The following is a 17,189-nucleotide window of genomic DNA, read 5'->3' as shown; positions in this document are numbered from 1 at the left end:
AGCAGATCGGAACGTTTGACATGACGGCCTACATCTTGCAGCGCCTGATCCAGAGCGTCCTGGTTCTGCTCGCGGTCTCGGTCGTGGTTTTCCTTGCCGTCTACGGCATTGGAGACCCGATTGAACTCCTGGTTCCTCCGCAGGTCAGCGCCGCCGAACGTGCGGCGATGATCCGGCGCCTCGGGCTCGATCTGCCCGTCTGGCAACAATATTTTGGATTCCTGGGCAATGCTCTGAAAGGCGATCTCGGGCGCTCCTTCGTCCACGGCGTTCCAGCCGTCGATCTGATCCTGGCGCGATTGCCGGCCACCTTCGAACTCGTTCTTCTGGCCATGAGCCTTGCGGCTGTCGTCGGCATTCCGCTCGGTCTCCTCGCCGGCCTCAACCCCGAGAGCCGCCCGAGTCGCGCGATCATGGCCGGGACGATCCTCGGCTTTTCCCTTCCGAGCTTCTGGAAGGGCATGATGCTCATCCTGCTCTTCAGCGTTTTCCTCGGCTGGCTGCCGACGGCGGGGCGGGGCGAAACGGTTTCCATTCTCGGCATTCAGACGAGCCTGCTGACGCTCGACGGCCTGAAGCATCTCGCCCTGCCCACGCTCAACCTCGCCATTCCGAACATGGCCCTGATGATCCGCCTCGTCGCGGCGGGAACGACGGAAGCGATGACACAGGACTACGTCAAATATGCCCGCGCCAAGGGCGTGCGCAGCAAGCGCATCGTCGGGCGGCATGTGCTGCGCAACATCCTGATTCCCGTCGTGACGGTGGCCGGCATGGAATTCGGCAGCCTCGTCGCCTTCTCGACGATCACCGAGACCGTGTTCGCCTGGCCGGGCATGGGCAAGCTTCTCATCGACAGCATTTATCACCTCGACCGCCCTGTCGTCGTCGCCTACGTCATGCTCGCAACCTTGCTTTTCGTCGCCGTGAACTTCCTCGTCGACATTCTCTACGCGGCGCTCGATCCGCGCGTGAAGCTGACGGGAGAAATGGCATGAACCTGTCGAACCCGATGGCGGCAACCGTGGCGGCCGATGCCGATACCACATTGCGCAAGAAGGTCCTGCGCCGGATCAGGAGCCGCCCCACGACACGCGGTGCTGTCGTCCTCTTGGGGTTTCTTCTGCTTCTTGCGGTTCTTGCCCCGTTCATCGCTCCCCAGAATCCGCATGACCTCGCATCGCTGAGCGTGATGGACAATCGCCTTGAACCCGGCTCTCAGGGAATGACCGGCATCACTTACTGGCTCGGCACCGACGCGCAGGGCCGCGACATGCTCAGCGCCATCCTGTACGGACTTCGGACCAGCCTGCTGGTCGGCCTGACATCCACAGCCGGCGCGCTCGCCATTGGCATCTTCGCGGGGCTCGTCGCGGCACAATTCGGCGGCGCCATCGATGCCACGATTATGCGCGTCGTCGATTTCATGCTCGGCTTCCCCTCGATCCTGATCGCCCTCGTGCTGCTCGCCTCCATCGGGCGCGGTGTCGACAAGGTGATCATTGCGATCATCCTGGTGCAATGGGCCCAGTATGCACGGTTGATGCGCGCGGCTGCGCTCGTCGAGCGGCGCAAGGAATACATCGAGGCCGCCGTCAATTTTGGCCTGCCGACGCGCCATATCATGCTGGCCCATCTGCTCCCGAACTCCATCGGCTCCGTGCTCGTCGTGTCGACGATCAGCATCGCGGGCGCGATCACCCTGGAGGCGACCCTCTCTTTCCTCGGTGTCGGCGTTCCGGTGACGCAGCCCTCGTTGGGCCTGCTGATCGCCAATGGGTTCGAGTTCCTGCTCTCGGGAGAATATTGGATCGCCGTCTTCCCGGGCATCGCTCTCGTGCTGCTGATCATGTCGCTCAATCTCGTTGGCGAACGCCTGCGCCGCAGCTTCAACGTGAGGGGCTCATGACGTCTCCTCTGCTCGAAGTTCGCGGGCTGAAGACCGTGTTTCACGATCTCGCGGGCGCTTGGCCCGCCGTCAATGGCGTCGATCTCGTCGTGCAGCCTGGCGAGATCGTGGGTCTCGTCGGCGAGTCCGGTTCCGGTAAGTCCGTGACCGGCTTCTCGCTGGTCCAGCTGATCGATCCTCCGGGCGAGATCGTTTCCGGCGACGTGCTGTTCAAGGGAGAGGATTTGCGCCGGGCTTCCGAGGAGCGTCTGCGCCATCTGCGGGGCGACCGCATCGCGATGATCTTTCAGGATCCGCTGATGACCCTCAACCCTGTCCTCACCATCGGCGAGCAGATGTGCGAAGCCATCCTGGAGCATCGCCCTTGCAGCAGGCAGGAGGCCCTGAAGGAAGCGTCGCGCGCCTTGTCGCGGGTCGGCATTTCCTCTCCGGATGCGCGCCTGAAGCAGTATCCGCACGAGTTCTCGGGCGGCATGCGCCAGCGCGTGGCGATTGCAACCGCGCTCCTGAACGCGCCCGATCTGATCATCGCCGACGAGCCGACGACGGCACTCGACGTGACGATCCAGAGCCAGATCCTGTTCGAAGTCCAAAAGCTCAGCCGCGAGACGGGCACGGCGGTTCTCTGGATCACCCATGATCTCGCCGTCGTCGCGGAGCTCGCCGACCGTGTCGCCGTCATGTATGCCGGGCGGATCGTCGAGACAGGAACCGTCGACGACGTCCTCGACCGACCCCGCCATCCTTACACGGTCGGCCTGCTCGGCTCCTCGGCCACAACGGTCGCTCCCGGCGAGCGGCTGAAGCAGATCAATGGAGCTGCGCCCAGCATCGACGCCCGCCCGAGCGGATGCCCGTTCCGTCCGCGGTGCGAGCGCGCTCTGCCCCTCTGCGCGGAGATCGCCCCCCCGTCACAGGTCACGAGCAACGGGCACAGCTATCGTTGCCACAATCCCGTGCCTGAGAGCCACGCCCCATGACCGAACCCTTCTTCGAACTGCGTGGCGTCAAGAAGCATTTCCACGGCAAGTCGACGTTTGCGCAGCGCATCCTCGTCGCAACCGGAAATGCTCCGCCGCCGCCCGTTTTGAAAGCGGTCGATGGTGTCGATCTCAGCGTGAAAAAGGGAGAGGTCCTGGGCCTTGTCGGCGAATCCGGCTGCGGCAAGTCCACGCTTGCACGGGTTGCGACAGGCATCACCAAGCCCAGCGCCGGAGACATCGTTTACGAGGGACGGCGCGTTGCCGAACTTCGCGGCAAGGAACGGCTCGATTATCTGCTCAAGATCCAGATGGTCTTTCAGGACCCCTATGCTTCGCTCAATCCACGCATGCAGGTCCGCAACATCATCGGAGAGGCCCTGCAGGTTCATGGCCTGCTGCCGAAGAGCGAGATCGACGCGGCGGTCGACAGGTCTCTGACCGAAGTCGGCCTCGACCTTGCCTACAAGAATCGTTACCCGCACCAGTTCTCCGGGGGACAGCGCCAGCGCATCGGCATTGCCCGCGCGCTTGCGGTGAAACCCGACTTTCTGGTTTGCGACGAGCCAGTCTCCGCACTCGACGTCTCAATCCAGGCACAGGTCATCAACCTGTTCATGGATATTCGCGAGAAGCACGGGCTGACCTATCTGTTCGTCAGCCACGACCTTGGAGTCGTCCGGCATATCAGTGATCGCGTCGCGATCATGTATCTCGGACGCATTGTCGAGATCGGGCCGGCCTCCGCCATCTTCGCCAAGCCGGCTCATCCCTACAGCGCGGCACTCATTGCGGCGAGCCCCTCGACGGCACGGCGCAAGCGTGCGTTCCAGCCGCTCAGGGGCGAGCTGCCTTCCCCTCTGGCACCGCCCAGCGGCTGCCCGTTTCACCCCCGCTGCGAGCACGCCATGGCGCAATGCCGTGAAGTCCGCCCGGTCCTGAAAGAGATCGCTCCCGGACGCAGCGCGGCCTGCCATTTGCACCATTCGGACAACGCATGACGACGACCACGCTTACCCCTGAGATCGGCCGTAGCACGCTTCCCTTCACCGATCCGCATCACCCCGACAGACCGCTGGAGATCAACTTTTTTCGCCCGGCCGATCATGGTCCCGACGATCCGGTCGTCATCGTCCAGCACGGCATGCTCCGCAACGGCGACGAATATCGGGACTTCTGGATTCCCGCCGCGGAAAAGCACCGTATCCTGATCGCGGCACCGACCTTTTCCGACACGCGCTTTCCCGGCCCGGAATCGTACAATAACGGCCTGGTCGTCGAGGACGGCGGAAGCCTGCGTCCTTTCGAAAAATGGCTCTATGCCGTCCCGGCCCGCGTCTTTGCTGCCCTGCGGAAGAGCGGCGTGACGCGCCGCTCGAAGGCACGGCTCTTCGGTCATTCGGCCGGCGGACAATTCGCACACCGGATGCTCGCGACCCAGGATCATGGATCCTTCGAGGCCGTCATCGCAGGAAATCCAGGCTGGTACACCCTGCCGACGCTGGAACGCGACTTCCCGGAAGGACTCGGCAGCCTCAGCCTCGACAAGGCCAGTCTCGCGCGCTGGCTCGCTTATCCGATGCACATCTTCGCAGGCGATCAGGATATCAGCACCGACGATCCCAACCTGCCGGCCCAGGCCGAAGCCTTGAGACAGGGACCGCATCGTTATGCGCGCGCGCAGTTCGTCTACGATTTCGCTCGCCGCGAAGCCGAACGTCTCGGGCTTCCCTTCCATTGGAAGCTCATCCGCGTCGAAGGCGTGGGCCATGACGGTGCCGCCATGTCGCGTGCAGCTGCCACCTATTGGTTCGAGGGACGCATTCCACCGGCTGAAGAACTGGTCACCGCAGAAGCGGGCGCTTTGTAAATCGACCTCGATTCAATAACCATCTACGATTGACCTCGGAGCAAGACATGAACGTTCGAAATGAGATCTGGCAGCATGTGGATGCTGCAAAGAGCCGCCTCATTGCCTTGAGCGACCGGATCTGGGGAATGCCGGAGGTCTGCTACACCGAAGTCCGCTCGGCGGCCGAGCATGCCGCGGAGTTACGCCACCAGGGCTTTCGCGTCACCGAGGGTGTTGCCGGTATCCCGACCGCGGTCATCGGCGAAGCGGGTGAAGGCGGCCCGGTCATCGCTTTCCTGGGCGAGTACGATGCCCTTCCAGGGCTGAGCCAGGAATCCGGTGTTGCGGAGCATCGGCCCATCGAGCCCGGCGGCCACGGGCATGGATGCGGGCACAATCTCCTCGGGTCGGGTGCCATGCTTGCCGCCGTCGCCTTGAAGAACTGGCTTGCGGAGAAGGGCATTCCAGGTCGCGTCCGGTATTATGGCTGCCCGGCCGAGGAAGGGGGCGCGGCCAAGGCTTTCATGGTGCGCGCCGGTGCCTTCGACGATGCCGATATCGCGATCTCATGGCATCCCTACAGTTTCTGGGAGGTCGCGCCGGCATTGTCGCTGGCCAACACGCGCGCCGACTTCTCCTTTAGGGGGCGCGCGTCCCATGCCGCCGCAGCTCCTCATCTGGGACGCAGCGCACTCGATGCCGTCGAGCTGATGAATGTGGGCGTGAACTATATGCGCGAGCATATGCCGTCTGATGCACGTGTGCATTATGCCCTGCTCGATACGGGCGGCATCGCGCCGAACGTGGTGCAGGCCTATGCCCGCGTGCGCTATTCGATCCGCGCCATGGACCTGCCCGGCATGCTCGACCTGATCGAGCGCGTGCACAAGATCGCGCAGGGAGCCGCACTCATGACGGAAACCAGCGTCGAGATGCGCATCGTCAGCGCCGTCTCGAACACGCTTGGCAACACCCCGCTCGAGCATGCCCTTCACAATGCCATGGAGGAGCTCGGGGCGCCTCCCTTCGACGACGCTGATCGTGACTTTGCGCGCAAGATCCGCGCAACGCTATCGGAACAGGAGATCGCATCCGTCTACCGAGCCATCGGCCAGCCGAAGACCGATGCGCCTCTCGCCGATTTCCTGACGCCTCTCGACTCGCCGCGCAAACCCATGATCGGCTCGACCGATATCGGCGACGTGAGCTGGGTCGTGCCCACCATCCAGGCGCACGCTCCGACGGTGGCGATCGGCACGCCGTTCCACACATGGCAGATCGTCGCCCAAGGCAAGATGCCGGCCGCGCACAAAGCGATGGTGCATGTTGCCAAGGCCATGGCCGCAACCGGCATGGCCGCGATCACCGATCCATCCCTGATTGCCGCCGCCAAGGCCGATCTTGCGGAGAGAACGCGGGAAACCCCGTATGTGAGCCCGCTGCGCGAGGGTGTCGAGCCGCCCCTGGACATGTCGCGCAACTGACAGAAGCACCAGAACTCCGGTCGGTGGGCCTGCAAGCGGCCCACCCCTGGCGCATCGTGCGGACCCGAAGGGCCGCCGCCGCGGTACGAGATTACGCCCCGCGGCTCTCCAGATAGACCCTCGCCGCTTTGATGGCGGCGTTACACTCCGCCGATGTGCCGCCGAGGACCTCCTCGGGAGCGGTGTTGCCGGTCCAGACGTTCAGGGCGGTTGTGACGACCCAAAGCGGCTCGGCCATGGCGCGATCGGCGAGCTTCGGCAGAGAGGTTTCGGCGCAGGTACGCACGTCGGCAATGATGGCCTGAGGCGCTCGGATCTGGGCCAGGCGGTCCCTCATCTCCGCCTGGAGTGGATCGACGATCAGCACGCTGACGACGAATGCCAATAGGTCTTGAAGCATTCTCACCTCTGCGCCGGCATCGGATCGGGAAAGATCCGACATCACGCGAGGGCCGGCACGGCTCGCGTCAGAGGGGCCCGGATCGGGGACTTTCAGGACTTAAGCATCACAGGCCAAGGTTCAAGGGCGCCCCAGCGCGTGCGCATCGTGAAGCCATAAACATAAGATCATCGACCTATTTCCTGCCCATAAACCCATGTCGCGGAGAAAAATACGCCTGAGCTGAAATGAACTGATCCGATGGGCGGCAAGAGCCTCAAAGTTGCCTGGATTGCCCCTGTATGAGCTGAGCCGTGTTGGAAGCGATTTGCGGATCGGATCATCAGCCTCATGAGCAGCCCGCCTCAGCCTCGAAGTGACTTCACCTTCCCCTGGTCGATCGATCATGAACCGCAAGACCGACTTTTTGAGAAACTCGAGCAGTTCTACAGGCTGTGCCATCTGCGATGGCAGTTCATCGAGACGTGCAGGCTGGCGGCGCGTCCCGCGCTTGAGCGCGCCGGTGTCGTGCTCGATCAGACCGTTCTCGCCACTGCCCTGATCGTTCTTCCAAAGGCGTTTGCCAGCTGGGATGCACTGCGCCCCGCCCTGCTCTCACACACACGAGCGCTATTGCCGTTCATTCCACTCGCCAGTGCTGAAGAGGAAGCGCTCAATGCTGATCCGATTTGGAACCTCCTAGCCGAATTTCGGGCGCTTGCACCGGAGCAGCAGGACAAATCCGCCAAGAATCTTGCTCTCCTGTGGGATCACTTCGAGACCACATTCGATGGCTTGAGCGGCTTCTTGGCAGAGCCACAGGCCGAGCAGTCCCTGTATCTCGAAAAGCTCATGACGGCCTCGCGGCGGATGAAGCTCGCCCGCGGATCGGAGGTCGCGTTCCACTATGTTACCGTCGAACTGATGCGGCTCTACGTGCATGGTCTGCAGCGCGGACGGTCGGATCGCGCCGCACTGACGCTCGCGTCTAACGTCGTCGCCCTGATCAACCGCGGACGCATGATGACGCCGGCGATTACGGCCGACGCTCCATCCCGTCCGCTGCATGCGGCCGCAGCATAGGCATCGGAACACGCCCCTTTTCGGACCGTTCCTTTGCTGAGTCGGAATTCGAATCGGGGAGGATCATGTCATGGACGAGAGCACCCGCGCGCCCGATACCAGGCCGCATTTCGAGACCGTCGATCCGGCGACCGGACAAATGGGCCGGACCTATGAGGGGCACACACAGGACGAGGCGCTCGCCATCGCGCAGCAGACCCGTCAGGCTTTCGAGGAATGGCGCCGGACATCCTTCAGCCATCGCGCCGGCCTCATGAAGACGGCCGCGGCAGTGCTGCGGCGCCGGCAGACGGAATTGGCCGGGATCATGACCGACGAGATGGGCAAGACCCGCAAGGAGGGTCTGGCCGAGATCGAGAAATGCGCCTTCAACTGCGATCACTTCGCCGAGAATGCGGAGCGCTATCTGGCCCGCGAGCCGGTCGATCTCGGCGGCCCTAGGGCTTTCGTGACGTTCAATCCCCTCGGCGTGGTGCTCGCCGTCATGCCGTGGAATTTCCCGTTCTGGCAAGTCTTTCGCTTCGCCGCACCGACGCTCATGGCCGGCAATGCGGGTGTGCTCAAACATGCCAGCAATGTGCCGGGATGTGCTCTCGCCATCGAGAGCGTGTTTCAGGAGGCGGGCTTTCCGAAACATCTTTTTCGCACGCTTCTCATCCCGAGCCGGGATGTGCGCGCCGTGATCGAAGCGCCATCCATCGCCGCCGTCACGCTGACAGGCAGCGTGACGGCCGGACGCCAGGTGGCGGGTGCTGCCGGGGCCGTGCTGAAGAAAAGCGTGCTCGAGCTCGGCGGCTCCGATGCCTATCTCGTTCTGGACGACGCCAACATCGAGAAGGCGGCTCGCGTCTGCGCTGCCGCCCGCATGGTCAATGGCGGGCAAAGCTGCATCGCCGGCAAGCGCTTCATCGTGCAGAAAAGCGTGCGCGAGGCCTTCGAGCGCGCCTTCGTCGAGGCCATGAGAGCCTATCCGATGGGAGATCCGCGTGATGAGGCCACGAAGCTCGGGCCCATGCAGAGCATCAAGGCGCGTGACGAGATCCACGATCAGGTGCGAAGAAGCCTCGAGAAGGGGGCACGCCTGCTTCTCGGCGGCGAAGTGCCGGGCCGGCCGGGTGCGTGGTATCCGGCAACGGTGCTCACGGATGTGCGGCCCGGCATGCCGGCCTATGACGAGGAGGTCTTCGGCCCTGTGGCGGCGATCATTGAGGCCGCCGACGAGGCAGAAGCCATCGGCATCGCCAATGCTTCGCCCTTCGGCTTGGGTTCCGGCGTCCTGACCGAGAATCTGGAGCGGGGCGAGCGCATTGCCGCCGAGGAATTGGAAGCCGGCATGAGCTTTGTGAACGCGAATGTACGCTCCGACCCGCGCATGCCCTTCGGCGGCGTGAAGGAATCAGGCTACGGCCGCGAATGCGCGCGTTTCGGCATCCGCGAGTTCACCAACATCAAGAGCGTGCTCGTCGAGGGCTGATTGCGTGATCGCCTTGGCAAAAATCGGGAGGCGCTTTAGCGCCTCCCTGACGGATCGAATTCGATATTCACTAGCGGCAGCGGCGGATGCGGCGCGTGACGATGTCGCCATCGGGTTCTTCCTCACGGATCACCACGGTGCGGCACCGGTTGATGCTGCCGGTCGACAGGTCGTCGCGGTCGTAGACGCGACGGCGCTCGATATAGCGACGCTCGTAACGATCCCGATCAGGCCCAACGCGGACGCTCGGGCCATCGGGGCCGATTCCGAACTGCACTTGAGCAGATGAAGGCGTTGAAACGACAACGCTCGAACCAATTAAAGCGGCTGCCAAGAGCCAAGCTGATTTCCTCATCGTTCCATCTCCACGTATTGGCATTGGATGACCAACGCATTACTTCGCTTTACGTTTCATGAAATGGAACGACAGAACGCATCACACCCGGAGAGCGCGACTGTACGCTAATGCCTTAGGACAATAACTACAAACAACGACAAGAATGGGGACAAATACGCAAAGCCGACGCTTGCCTGCAGCCAAGCTTCCGCTCTCAATGCTAGCGCGGCGCGGCCTCGATCTCGGTCTGCTCGACCACACGCTCGATCAGCTCCGCTTGGCTTTTGATGCAATAGAGCGGCACACCGCCGGCCGTGGAGGGCAGGAGGCGGAGAATTCTGAACAGATCCCGGGGGAGGTTTGGGGCGGCGGCGCTGGGGCGAACGACTTGGCCGATCTTGAACATGTGCTCCTTCATGGAACCCTCCAAAGGAACCAAGGGACGACTGCATCATACCAGCCTCACGCCCCGCCCGTGAGACTTTGTCGACAGATCGCATCACTCTTCAGAAGGAGCGATAGACTCTTCGCTGGATCGGCACGAAATCAGATCGGGCCTCTCGGGATGTCATGCCAGTAATCCCGCATCTCCTGCTCACGCTTGCGGTCGGGCCAAACCTGATCGTCGCCGTAGAATGAGGGCGCGCCCTGGACCTGAGCCTCCGTCACATCCGTGCGGTAGCCCTCGAGCTCCGTGTCGTAGGACAGCTTCTCCCACGGGATCGTATGGTGGTGAACACCGAGACCGAGGAAGCCGCCGAAGGTCACGTCCACATAAAGAACCCGTCCGCTCACCTTCTCGATCAGCAGGCGCTTGATGGTGCCGATCTGCGTGTCCAGTGGACCGTAGACGGCGGTGCCTTCCACGCGGTCGCTCTCGATCACCGGATGCCAGGAGTCCGACCGGTTGATCGGCCCCCAAAGGTAGAAGCCATTCTCGATGATCCCGGCGGCGACGACGGCCCGGCTGACATTGAGCGTCCACTCGTCATCGGGACCGACCTGCTGGACGAGGGTCCAAGGCCCCTGCTCGACCGGCAACATTTCGCCCGTCGCGCCCTCCGTGAAGCCGCGCAGCTCGGGAGTCGTCTTGGACTGGAACACATAATACGTTCTCATGGGCGCCTCCCGTCCGGCTGGATCGATCGCTCCGCATCCCCTCACTGGCGCCGAAAGAACGCAATCGCCGCTCAGCGAGGTGATCTAAATTTCAACCTCAAGCTCTTGAGCGCGGTTCCTCGCAAGTGCGAAAATGTGGGCAAGATTCTGACTCGCACGACCTGTTTTACGGCGTTGGACCGCGGGCCTTTCGGTGCTAGGCTGAGTATGCGGGTGGGGAGCTTCGCAGTGCAGGGAAGGAACCTGTGGTCGCAGACTTGGCAATATCCTTGCTCGTTGTTCTGGCCGGCGCCGTCGGAATGCTCCTGCTGCTTCTCACATGGTTCGGCGGCAGAACCATCACGCCCGAGATCGAGGACGATCTCGATCCGATTCTGGGCGCACGAGACCCCATGGCCATCTACGAATCCCATGGCCCGTTCATTCCCATGCCGAGCCATCTGAAGACCAACGATCAGATGGTGGAATGGATGACGAAGGAGCTTCCCAGGCTTACAGCGGAAAGCGCGAATCCCCGGGCGTAGCAGGCCGAACGCGTGACATCCGTGGATTCACATCGACGTCAATCGCAGCGGCGGACCCGCCGCGTGACCGTGCGGCCCCACTCGTTCTCTTCATGAATGGTGATGTTGCGGCAGCGGCTCTCATAAACGTCATAACGGCGCTCTTCGCGCAGAGCATCCCGGCGACCGGCTTCATAGGCGCGGGCACGCTCCTCTCGCCGGCGTTCACGGCGTTCGTAGCGCTCCTGCTCGGGGTCGCGCACACCGATCTGCGGACGGCCATCGGGTCCGATACCAAACTGGATCTGCGGCTGAGCCGAGGAGGACGAGGCAACGAAGAAACTTGAACCCATGGCTGCGACGGCAAGGAGAATCATTTTTCGCATTTGAAAAGTCCTGTTCGACAATTCGCAATCCAACGCCCGCTTACACACCCGGTTCCAGACCAGATTGCTGAATGTCGTCAAACAATAGCTTAATAAAAATGGATTGAAGCGATAACGTTTCACGGGAACATTAGGGCTGAAATCAATACACTCACTGCATATGCCAAAGCAATCAGAAGCGGCACGAGCATAGCGGCTGACGCAAGCAGAAAAACCGACAAGCTGAGACCGCGCATGATGTGGCTCCTTCAATCGTGACGTTTGCAGCCTACCCGGAACCTGGGCCGCAACATGGCACAAACTTGGCCAAACATAAGAAGCTCTACAAAGACGGCGCTCTTATATAGCCTTGCGCGACAAGGAAATTGTGCTCAAATTGCAGCAAATTTCACCGATCGCAGCTGTTCGGGAATCAGCCGTTGGAACTGTCGCGCGGTCTCGGGCGTGTTGCGATGTAGAGGCCGACGCTGCCCATGATCGCCGCGAGAATAACGAGCAGGATGCGATTTTCCGTGAGCCACAGGATCAAGGCGTAGGACAGAACAAGCGCAGCAAGCGCATAGAATTTGGCGTGCAGCGGAATGGCTCTTTGATCGCGCCAGGCGGTTAGCAATGGTCCGAAGCGAGGATGGTTGTACAAACGCTCGGCAAGGACCGGATTCGAGCGGGCAAAGCACCAGGCCGACACGAGCACGAAAGGCGTTGTCGGCAGAACCGGCAGGAAAATTCCGACGATGCCCAGTACGAGGCTGGCATAGCCAAGGCAGAGATACAGGCGACGCATCATCCGGTTTCTCGCAAGATCAATCCGGAATGGGCATAACGCGTCATCCTTCGATCCTGTGCCTTCACGATCCGCTCGCCAGCATCGTCTCGACGCCTGCGGCAATCTCGAGAAGCCGCCGGTCGTGACCGTGGCGCGCTATCAGCATGAGTCCGACCGGCCGCTCCGTGCCGGGGATCGGCAGCGAGATACCGGTCAGATCGAACTGGTTGCCGAACATGGTGTTGCGCAGGATCAGCCAGTCCATCTTGTTGTAGAGCTTGTCGTCGGCTTCCAGCGGTGCGATCAGGGGCGCCGAGACAGCGGTGGTCGGCAGCACCAACACGTCGAGCGGGGACAAACGCTCGTCCATGGCGGCCGCGAGCGCGCGCCGGCGGCGCAGCATGCGGATGTAGATCGGTGCCGGCACAGTGCCGCTGCGCGCGATCCACCAGCGCACGCGCGGATCGATTTCCTTCGCTTTTGTCTCCAACCAATCCGCATGGACTTCCGATGCCTCGATGGATGCGATGGAGGCCGCGACGGTGGTGTCCGCCATCTCCTGTAGCAGATCCTCGATGCCGTGATCGACGATTCTCGCGCCGACGCGGGACAGGAGCGTCAACGATGTCTCGAAGGCCCGCTCCACCATCGGCTCGGTGTCCGAGAACAGGCGACCGCGTGGAACGCCGATCCGCAATCCGGCCAGGGGATGTGGCCTCAACGCGCGTGTCTCCTCACCTGCCATGATGGCATCCGTGACGGCACAATCCTGCACGGTGCGAGCCAGCGGTCCGATGGAATCGAGACTGGGCGAGAGGGGGAAGGCACCGTCGAGCGGCACCCGATGCGCCGTCGGCTTGAAGCCGACGACACCGTTGAGCGCTGCCGGAATGCGCACGGAGCCGCCGGTATCGCTGCCGATGGAAATCTCGCTCGTGCCCTCCGCCACCGAGACACCAGCGCCCGATGACGATCCGCCGGGGATCCGCAAAGGATCTGCCGCATTGCCGGGCGTGCCGTAATGCGGATTGAGGCCGAGACCCGAGAAGGCAAACTCCACCATGTTGGTTTTGCCGAGGATGACGGCGCCAGCGCGGCGCAGGCGGCGGACGATGATCGCATCGCTGTCAGCAGCAGGCGCATCGCGCAGGGCAATCGAGCCTGCAAGCGTCGTCTCGCCCTCCACATCGAAGAGATCCTTGATCGAGATGATTGTGCCATCAAGCGGCCCGAGCGAGAGACCGGCATGGCGCCGCGCATCGGCGGCATCGGCGGCAACGCGGGCCGCCTCTTCGTAAACGCGCAGAAACACACGTTCGTCGGCCGCACGCCCGGCAAGGCGCTCCAGAATGGTTTCGAGCTTGTCTCTGATCGTCGTCATAAAGGCACCGGATGAGGGGACAATGGCTTATAGCATCGGACCCAAAAGTGGATCCACTTTTGGGATCCAATCCGATGCCCAATTCCTTAAGCAGCGCATCGTTCGGAGCGGACCCAGCGGGCCGCGCCAGCGAAAACCGGGCCCACTTTTCGCTGACGCGGCCCGCTGGGTCCGCACGATGCGCTAGCCCATCACCTGGAAATGGCACTTTAGCGCCTCGCTGTCATCCCCGGTGAGCGAAGCGAGGGAAGGGATCCACCCACGTGCTCAACGCCATGGATCCCCGTCCCGGTCCTGCGGACCGCCGGGGATGACATAGGGGACTGTGTCCTATCCGTCATCAAGACGCATAGCGCTCGCAGGTCTCGTCCGCATCGCTCAGGTCGAGGGCCAGGGTCGAAATCGGGAAGGTGATGACGCAGCGGATTCCGGCCGGTGCGAAATCGAGCTTGATCTCGCCTCCAAGCTGCTGCGCGAGGCCGCGCTGAATAAGCTTGGATCCAAACCCCTGACGCTCGGGTTGCTTTACCGGAGGGCCACCGCTCTCGACCCATTCCACAAGAAGTGCAGGTTGTCCGCTTCCTGACGCGACGGCCCACATCACGTGAACCTTGCCATCCGGAACGGAAAGCGAGCCGTACTTGACGGCGTTCGTCGCCAGTTCGTGGATGGCAAGCCCCAGAGCCAGAACAGCGCCCGGCTGCAGATTGATCCGCGGACCGCGCAGGCGGATGCGCTGCTGCATGCCATCCTGATAGGGCTCCAGCTCGTTCTTCAGCACGTCTTCCAGAAGCGCACCCTGCCATTGAGTGGCCGTGAGAAGGTCATGAGTCTTGGCCATCCCGTGCAACCGATCCATGAAGGCGTTCCACGCGGCCGGATCATTGCTGTCGGCGGAGCGCCTGGTCAGCGAGGCGACCGATTGAACCGTCGCCAGCGTATTCTTGACCCGATGATTGAGTTCGTGAAGCAGAAGCGCCTGCCGCTCCTCGGCGAGCCGGCGCTCGGTGATGTCCTGTGAAACGCCGACCATGGACAGCTGTCCATCCGGTCCGATTCTCATGCGACCGCTCACCCGAATCCAGCGCTCGCTGCCGTCTGGCCAGACCGCCCGATACTCCACATGAAGGTCTGTGCGGGTTGCGAGAGCCTGCGCGACGGCTTCCGCCTGCATCGCACGATCGTCAGGATGGATCGACGCAACCAGATCCGCATAGGAGAATGGCTCGTCGGGTCCACGCCCGAAATGAGCGCGGCAGATGGCCGATGTGGTGAAGGCCCCCGTGGAAGGGACGAACTCCCAGGAGCCGAGATGTCCCGCATTGAGCGCCAGGCGCAGGCGCGCTTCGCTCTCGGCCACATGGGCGAGAACCTCATCCCGCTCGCGCTCGTGCGTGCGGATGCCGGTGGCCGCCTCCACGAGAGCCTTCTTGATCGTGTCGAACTCCAGAACTCGCGTCGTCGTCGGATCGGCGACTTCATCTCCACGCCCGAGGGCTCGCGCTGCCGCCACAAGCTGGTCGACCCGCTTGGCGATGGAGCGGGAAAGCAGAACCGCCAGGAGAATGCCGCCCAGGATGACAGCTCCGAGAATCGTGAGCCAGAAGAGAGAGCGCTGCGCCGATTTGGCCAGTTCCGCTTCCGGGATGCTGATGACGAAAGACCAGCCATAGGTCGGAGACTGGCTGAAATAAGTGCGCACTGGAATGCCATCCAGCGTGACGCTCTGGAGCCGGCCTTCCTGCGCGGCCGCAAGGGCCTCCTGAATGTAAGGGCTGGCAAGCTGCCCGACGAATCGCTCTGGCGACCTGGAGCGGGCCACGATCCGCCTGCTGCGATCGAGCACCGCGGCATTCCAGCCTTCGGCAATCCTTTGATCGCGGATGATGTTCTGGAAGACATCCGGCGTAATCGCGAGCGACAGGATATAGGCGACCCTCTCATCGAGAATGACCGGGGCATCGATGATGATCAGGCGCTGTCCCGTCAATGAGCCCACATATAGATCGGACACATGCGGCTTACGGGATTCCTGAACGCGCTGCAGAACATTCGGACGGTTACTGTTCGGCAGGATGACGCCGTAAGGCACGTGGGTGTTGAAGATCACTCGCCCTTCGGGTTCGAAAAGAGCCACCCAGGAGGGCTCCGAGAGAGGAGTGTTTTTCGCCCGCTGATAAAACTCTTCGAAGTCCCCTCTGGCGAGACTGGACGACTGAGCTAGAACCTGCAGGGCCACTACCGATTTTTCGATTTCGCGATCGAGCGATAGGCTCAGGGCGCGGGCCGTTTCCTGCATGCGCAGATCGGTGGCCTGACGCTCGGCCTGATAGCTTGAATAAAGCCCCCCAGCGGCCACCAGAATCGTCGGCAGGGCGAGAACCAGCACCAGTCCCCACAACACCTGCCGCAGCGATGTGCGGGCGCCTTCGGGGCGCCCCTCAATCGATGATCCGGTGTTGAATCTTCGGCCTTCCATCTAGCCGACATCCTGGATGGGCATGGTGACACACACCAGAACGGCGGGATTGTCGAGCGGCCATTCAACACCAGCGTCGAGCTGGCGCGCGAGAGCTTTCAGGATGGTCCCGGAGGCGCTGTCCTTCGCGGCCTGCTTTTCCTCGAGACTGAAGGCATCATCCGAGATCCGGAAGAGCAGCGTGCCATCGTGGATCCGGAGCGTGAGCTTCAACTTTCCTTGCCGTTCCCGGTAGGCGTGTGTGAGTGCATTGACGACGATCTCGTTGAACAGAAGCGCCATGGGGGCTGCCTTGGCGGCCTCGACCTCCACATTCCCGATTTCGAATTCCGGCGTGATCCTCACGCCAGGAACGGACGCAGCCAGCTCCTCGCACAAGCCCCTGGCAAAGCGCGAGGCATCGAACCGCGCCGATCCCTGCCCATCATAGAGGTCGCGATGGGCGGCGGCGAGAGCCTGCATGCGCTCCTTCATGCGCCCGAGCACCTGGCGCACCTGCTCGTCCTTGGCCTGACGGAACTCGATTCCGACCAGGGAGAGCAGCAGCTGGAGATTGTTCTTCACCCGATGATCGAGCTCGTGCAGAAGCGCCGTGCGCTCATCGAGCATCTGCTGCAGGGCACCCTGCGCCTGCCTTTTCTCATCGCGCTCGCGGGCTTCGGCCAAGGCCCGCAGGACGGTGGCGGGCAGGCGGTCGAGCTTGTCCTTGAGGACGTAATCCGTCGCGCCGCGCTTCAAGGCCTCGACGGCAACCTCTTCGCCCAGGGCGCCGGAAACGAACACGAAGGGCGTGGCGGGAGATATGTCCCGGGCGATCTCGAGCGCTTTCAGGCCATTGAAGGCCGGCAGAAGATAATCGGCGAGAATGAGATCCCAGCTTTCCTCCCGAACGGCCTTTGTGAATTCATCGGCGGACACCACCCGCTCGATCGATACGGGAAGCCGGGCATCGATCAGGGCTTCCGTCACCAGCTCGGCATCGAGCGCGCTGTCCTCCAGGAGGAGGATGCGCAGCTCCCGATCGGACAGGATGACGGGCGGCCGATTCATCGATATC

Annotated in this window: 18 protein-coding genes; 9 read left to right on the top strand and 9 right to left on the bottom strand. The window is 62.6% G+C overall.

Features of this window, described 5'->3' with window-relative positions:
- The first annotated feature begins 20 nt into the window (after window positions 1-20).
- From JO965_RS01985 to JO965_RS01960, 6 genes are read left to right on the top strand one after another with little or no spacing between them, the layout of a single operon-like run.
- A complete protein-coding gene (locus tag JO965_RS01985; RefSeq protein ID WP_203442049.1) occupies window positions 21-998 on the top strand; it encodes an ABC transporter permease in 978 nt (325 codons plus the stop codon).
- Window positions 995-1,909, top strand: coding sequence for an ABC transporter permease (locus JO965_RS01980; protein WP_246776712.1), 915 nt, complete (start codon window positions 995-997; stop codon window positions 1,907-1,909). Before JO965_RS01985 ends, JO965_RS01980 begins: the two co-directional genes overlap by 4 nt.
- The gene (locus tag JO965_RS01975) at window positions 1,906-2,889 is read left to right on the top strand and encodes an ABC transporter ATP-binding protein (RefSeq protein WP_203442048.1); all 984 of its coding nucleotides are present in this window, start codon (window positions 1,906-1,908) and stop codon (window positions 2,887-2,889) included. Before JO965_RS01980 ends, JO965_RS01975 begins: the two co-directional genes overlap by 4 nt.
- On the top strand, window positions 2,886-3,890 hold the full coding sequence (locus JO965_RS01970) for an ABC transporter ATP-binding protein (protein WP_203442047.1): 1,005 nt from the start codon (window positions 2,886-2,888) through the stop codon (window positions 3,888-3,890). Before JO965_RS01975 ends, JO965_RS01970 begins: the two co-directional genes overlap by 4 nt.
- Entirely contained in the window at window positions 3,887-4,759 is an 873-nt protein-coding gene (locus JO965_RS01965) for an alpha/beta hydrolase (RefSeq protein ID WP_203442046.1), read from the top strand. Before JO965_RS01970 ends, JO965_RS01965 begins: the two co-directional genes overlap by 4 nt.
- A gap of 47 nt (window positions 4,760-4,806) precedes the next feature.
- The gene (locus tag JO965_RS01960) at window positions 4,807-6,225 is read left to right on the top strand and encodes a M20 family metallopeptidase (protein WP_203442045.1); all 1,419 of its coding nucleotides are present in this window, start codon (window positions 4,807-4,809) and stop codon (window positions 6,223-6,225) included.
- Between the two features lie 91 nt (window positions 6,226-6,316).
- Here the strand turns inward: JO965_RS01960 and JO965_RS01955 are convergent, their stop codons facing one another.
- The gene (locus tag JO965_RS01955) at window positions 6,317-6,625 is read right to left on the bottom strand and encodes a hypothetical protein (RefSeq protein ID WP_203442044.1); all 309 of its coding nucleotides are present in this window, start codon (window positions 6,623-6,625) and stop codon (window positions 6,317-6,319) included.
- 330 nt (window positions 6,626-6,955) lie between these two features.
- Between JO965_RS01955 and JO965_RS01950 the strand changes: the two genes are divergently transcribed.
- Window positions 6,956-7,687 (top strand): hypothetical protein, encoded by a 732-nt coding sequence (locus JO965_RS01950; RefSeq protein WP_203442043.1) that lies wholly within the window; start codon window positions 6,956-6,958, stop codon window positions 7,685-7,687.
- A gap of 70 nt (window positions 7,688-7,757) precedes the next feature.
- A complete protein-coding gene (locus tag JO965_RS01945; RefSeq protein ID WP_203442042.1) occupies window positions 7,758-9,161 on the top strand; it encodes an NAD-dependent succinate-semialdehyde dehydrogenase in 1,404 nt (467 codons plus the stop codon).
- Window positions 9,162-9,231: 70 nt separating this feature from the next.
- On the opposite strand, the gene JO965_RS01940 is transcribed toward JO965_RS01945, so the two are convergent.
- The 3 genes from JO965_RS01940 to JO965_RS01930 form a co-directional block, all read right to left on the bottom strand.
- Window positions 9,232-9,516 carry a hypothetical protein gene (locus JO965_RS01940; RefSeq protein WP_203442041.1) on the bottom strand — a complete coding sequence of 95 codons (285 nt, stop codon included), beginning with the start codon at window positions 9,514-9,516 and terminating at the stop codon, window positions 9,232-9,234.
- A gap of 202 nt (window positions 9,517-9,718) precedes the next feature.
- Window positions 9,719-9,916: a hypothetical protein gene (locus JO965_RS01935; RefSeq protein ID WP_203442040.1), complete on the bottom strand. Its 198-nt coding sequence runs from the start codon at window positions 9,914-9,916 to the stop codon at window positions 9,719-9,721.
- 128 nt (window positions 9,917-10,044) lie between these two features.
- Window positions 10,045-10,617 (bottom strand): PRC-barrel domain-containing protein, encoded by a 573-nt coding sequence (locus tag JO965_RS01930; RefSeq protein ID WP_203442039.1) that lies wholly within the window; start codon window positions 10,615-10,617, stop codon window positions 10,045-10,047.
- 269 nt (window positions 10,618-10,886) lie between these two features.
- Between JO965_RS01930 and JO965_RS01925 the strand changes: the two genes are divergently transcribed.
- A complete protein-coding gene (locus JO965_RS01925; RefSeq protein ID WP_203442038.1) occupies window positions 10,887-11,141 on the top strand; it encodes a hypothetical protein in 255 nt (84 codons plus the stop codon).
- Window positions 11,142-11,179: 38 nt separating this feature from the next.
- Here JO965_RS01925 and JO965_RS01920 read toward each other — a convergent pair whose 3' ends face one another.
- The 5 genes from JO965_RS01920 to JO965_RS01900 form a co-directional block, all read right to left on the bottom strand.
- Window positions 11,180-11,629, bottom strand: a complete 450-nt coding sequence (locus tag JO965_RS01920) for a hypothetical protein (protein WP_203442037.1) — start codon at window positions 11,627-11,629, stop codon at window positions 11,180-11,182.
- A 289-nt stretch (window positions 11,630-11,918) separates the two neighbouring features.
- Entirely contained in the window at window positions 11,919-12,293 is a 375-nt protein-coding gene (locus JO965_RS01915) for a YbaN family protein (protein WP_246776711.1), read from the bottom strand.
- A 61-nt stretch (window positions 12,294-12,354) separates the two neighbouring features.
- The gene (locus JO965_RS01910) at window positions 12,355-13,653 is read right to left on the bottom strand and encodes an amidase (protein ID WP_203442036.1); all 1,299 of its coding nucleotides are present in this window, start codon (window positions 13,651-13,653) and stop codon (window positions 12,355-12,357) included.
- A 340-nt stretch (window positions 13,654-13,993) separates the two neighbouring features.
- The gene (locus JO965_RS01905) at window positions 13,994-16,132 is read right to left on the bottom strand and encodes a sensor histidine kinase (protein ID WP_203442035.1); all 2,139 of its coding nucleotides are present in this window, start codon (window positions 16,130-16,132) and stop codon (window positions 13,994-13,996) included.
- Window positions 16,133-17,182 carry a sensor histidine kinase gene (locus tag JO965_RS01900; RefSeq protein ID WP_203442034.1) on the bottom strand — a complete coding sequence of 350 codons (1,050 nt, stop codon included), beginning with the start codon at window positions 17,180-17,182 and terminating at the stop codon, window positions 16,133-16,135.
- Window positions 17,183-17,189: the final 7 nt, after the last annotated feature.

The sequence above is a fragment of the Microvirga sp. VF16 genome, assembly GCF_016864375.1.
GTDB lineage: Bacteria > Pseudomonadota > Alphaproteobacteria > Rhizobiales > Beijerinckiaceae > Microvirga.
The sequence above is the reverse complement of the archived record's forward strand: the minus strand, read 5'-3'. Positions and strand labels throughout refer to the sequence as shown.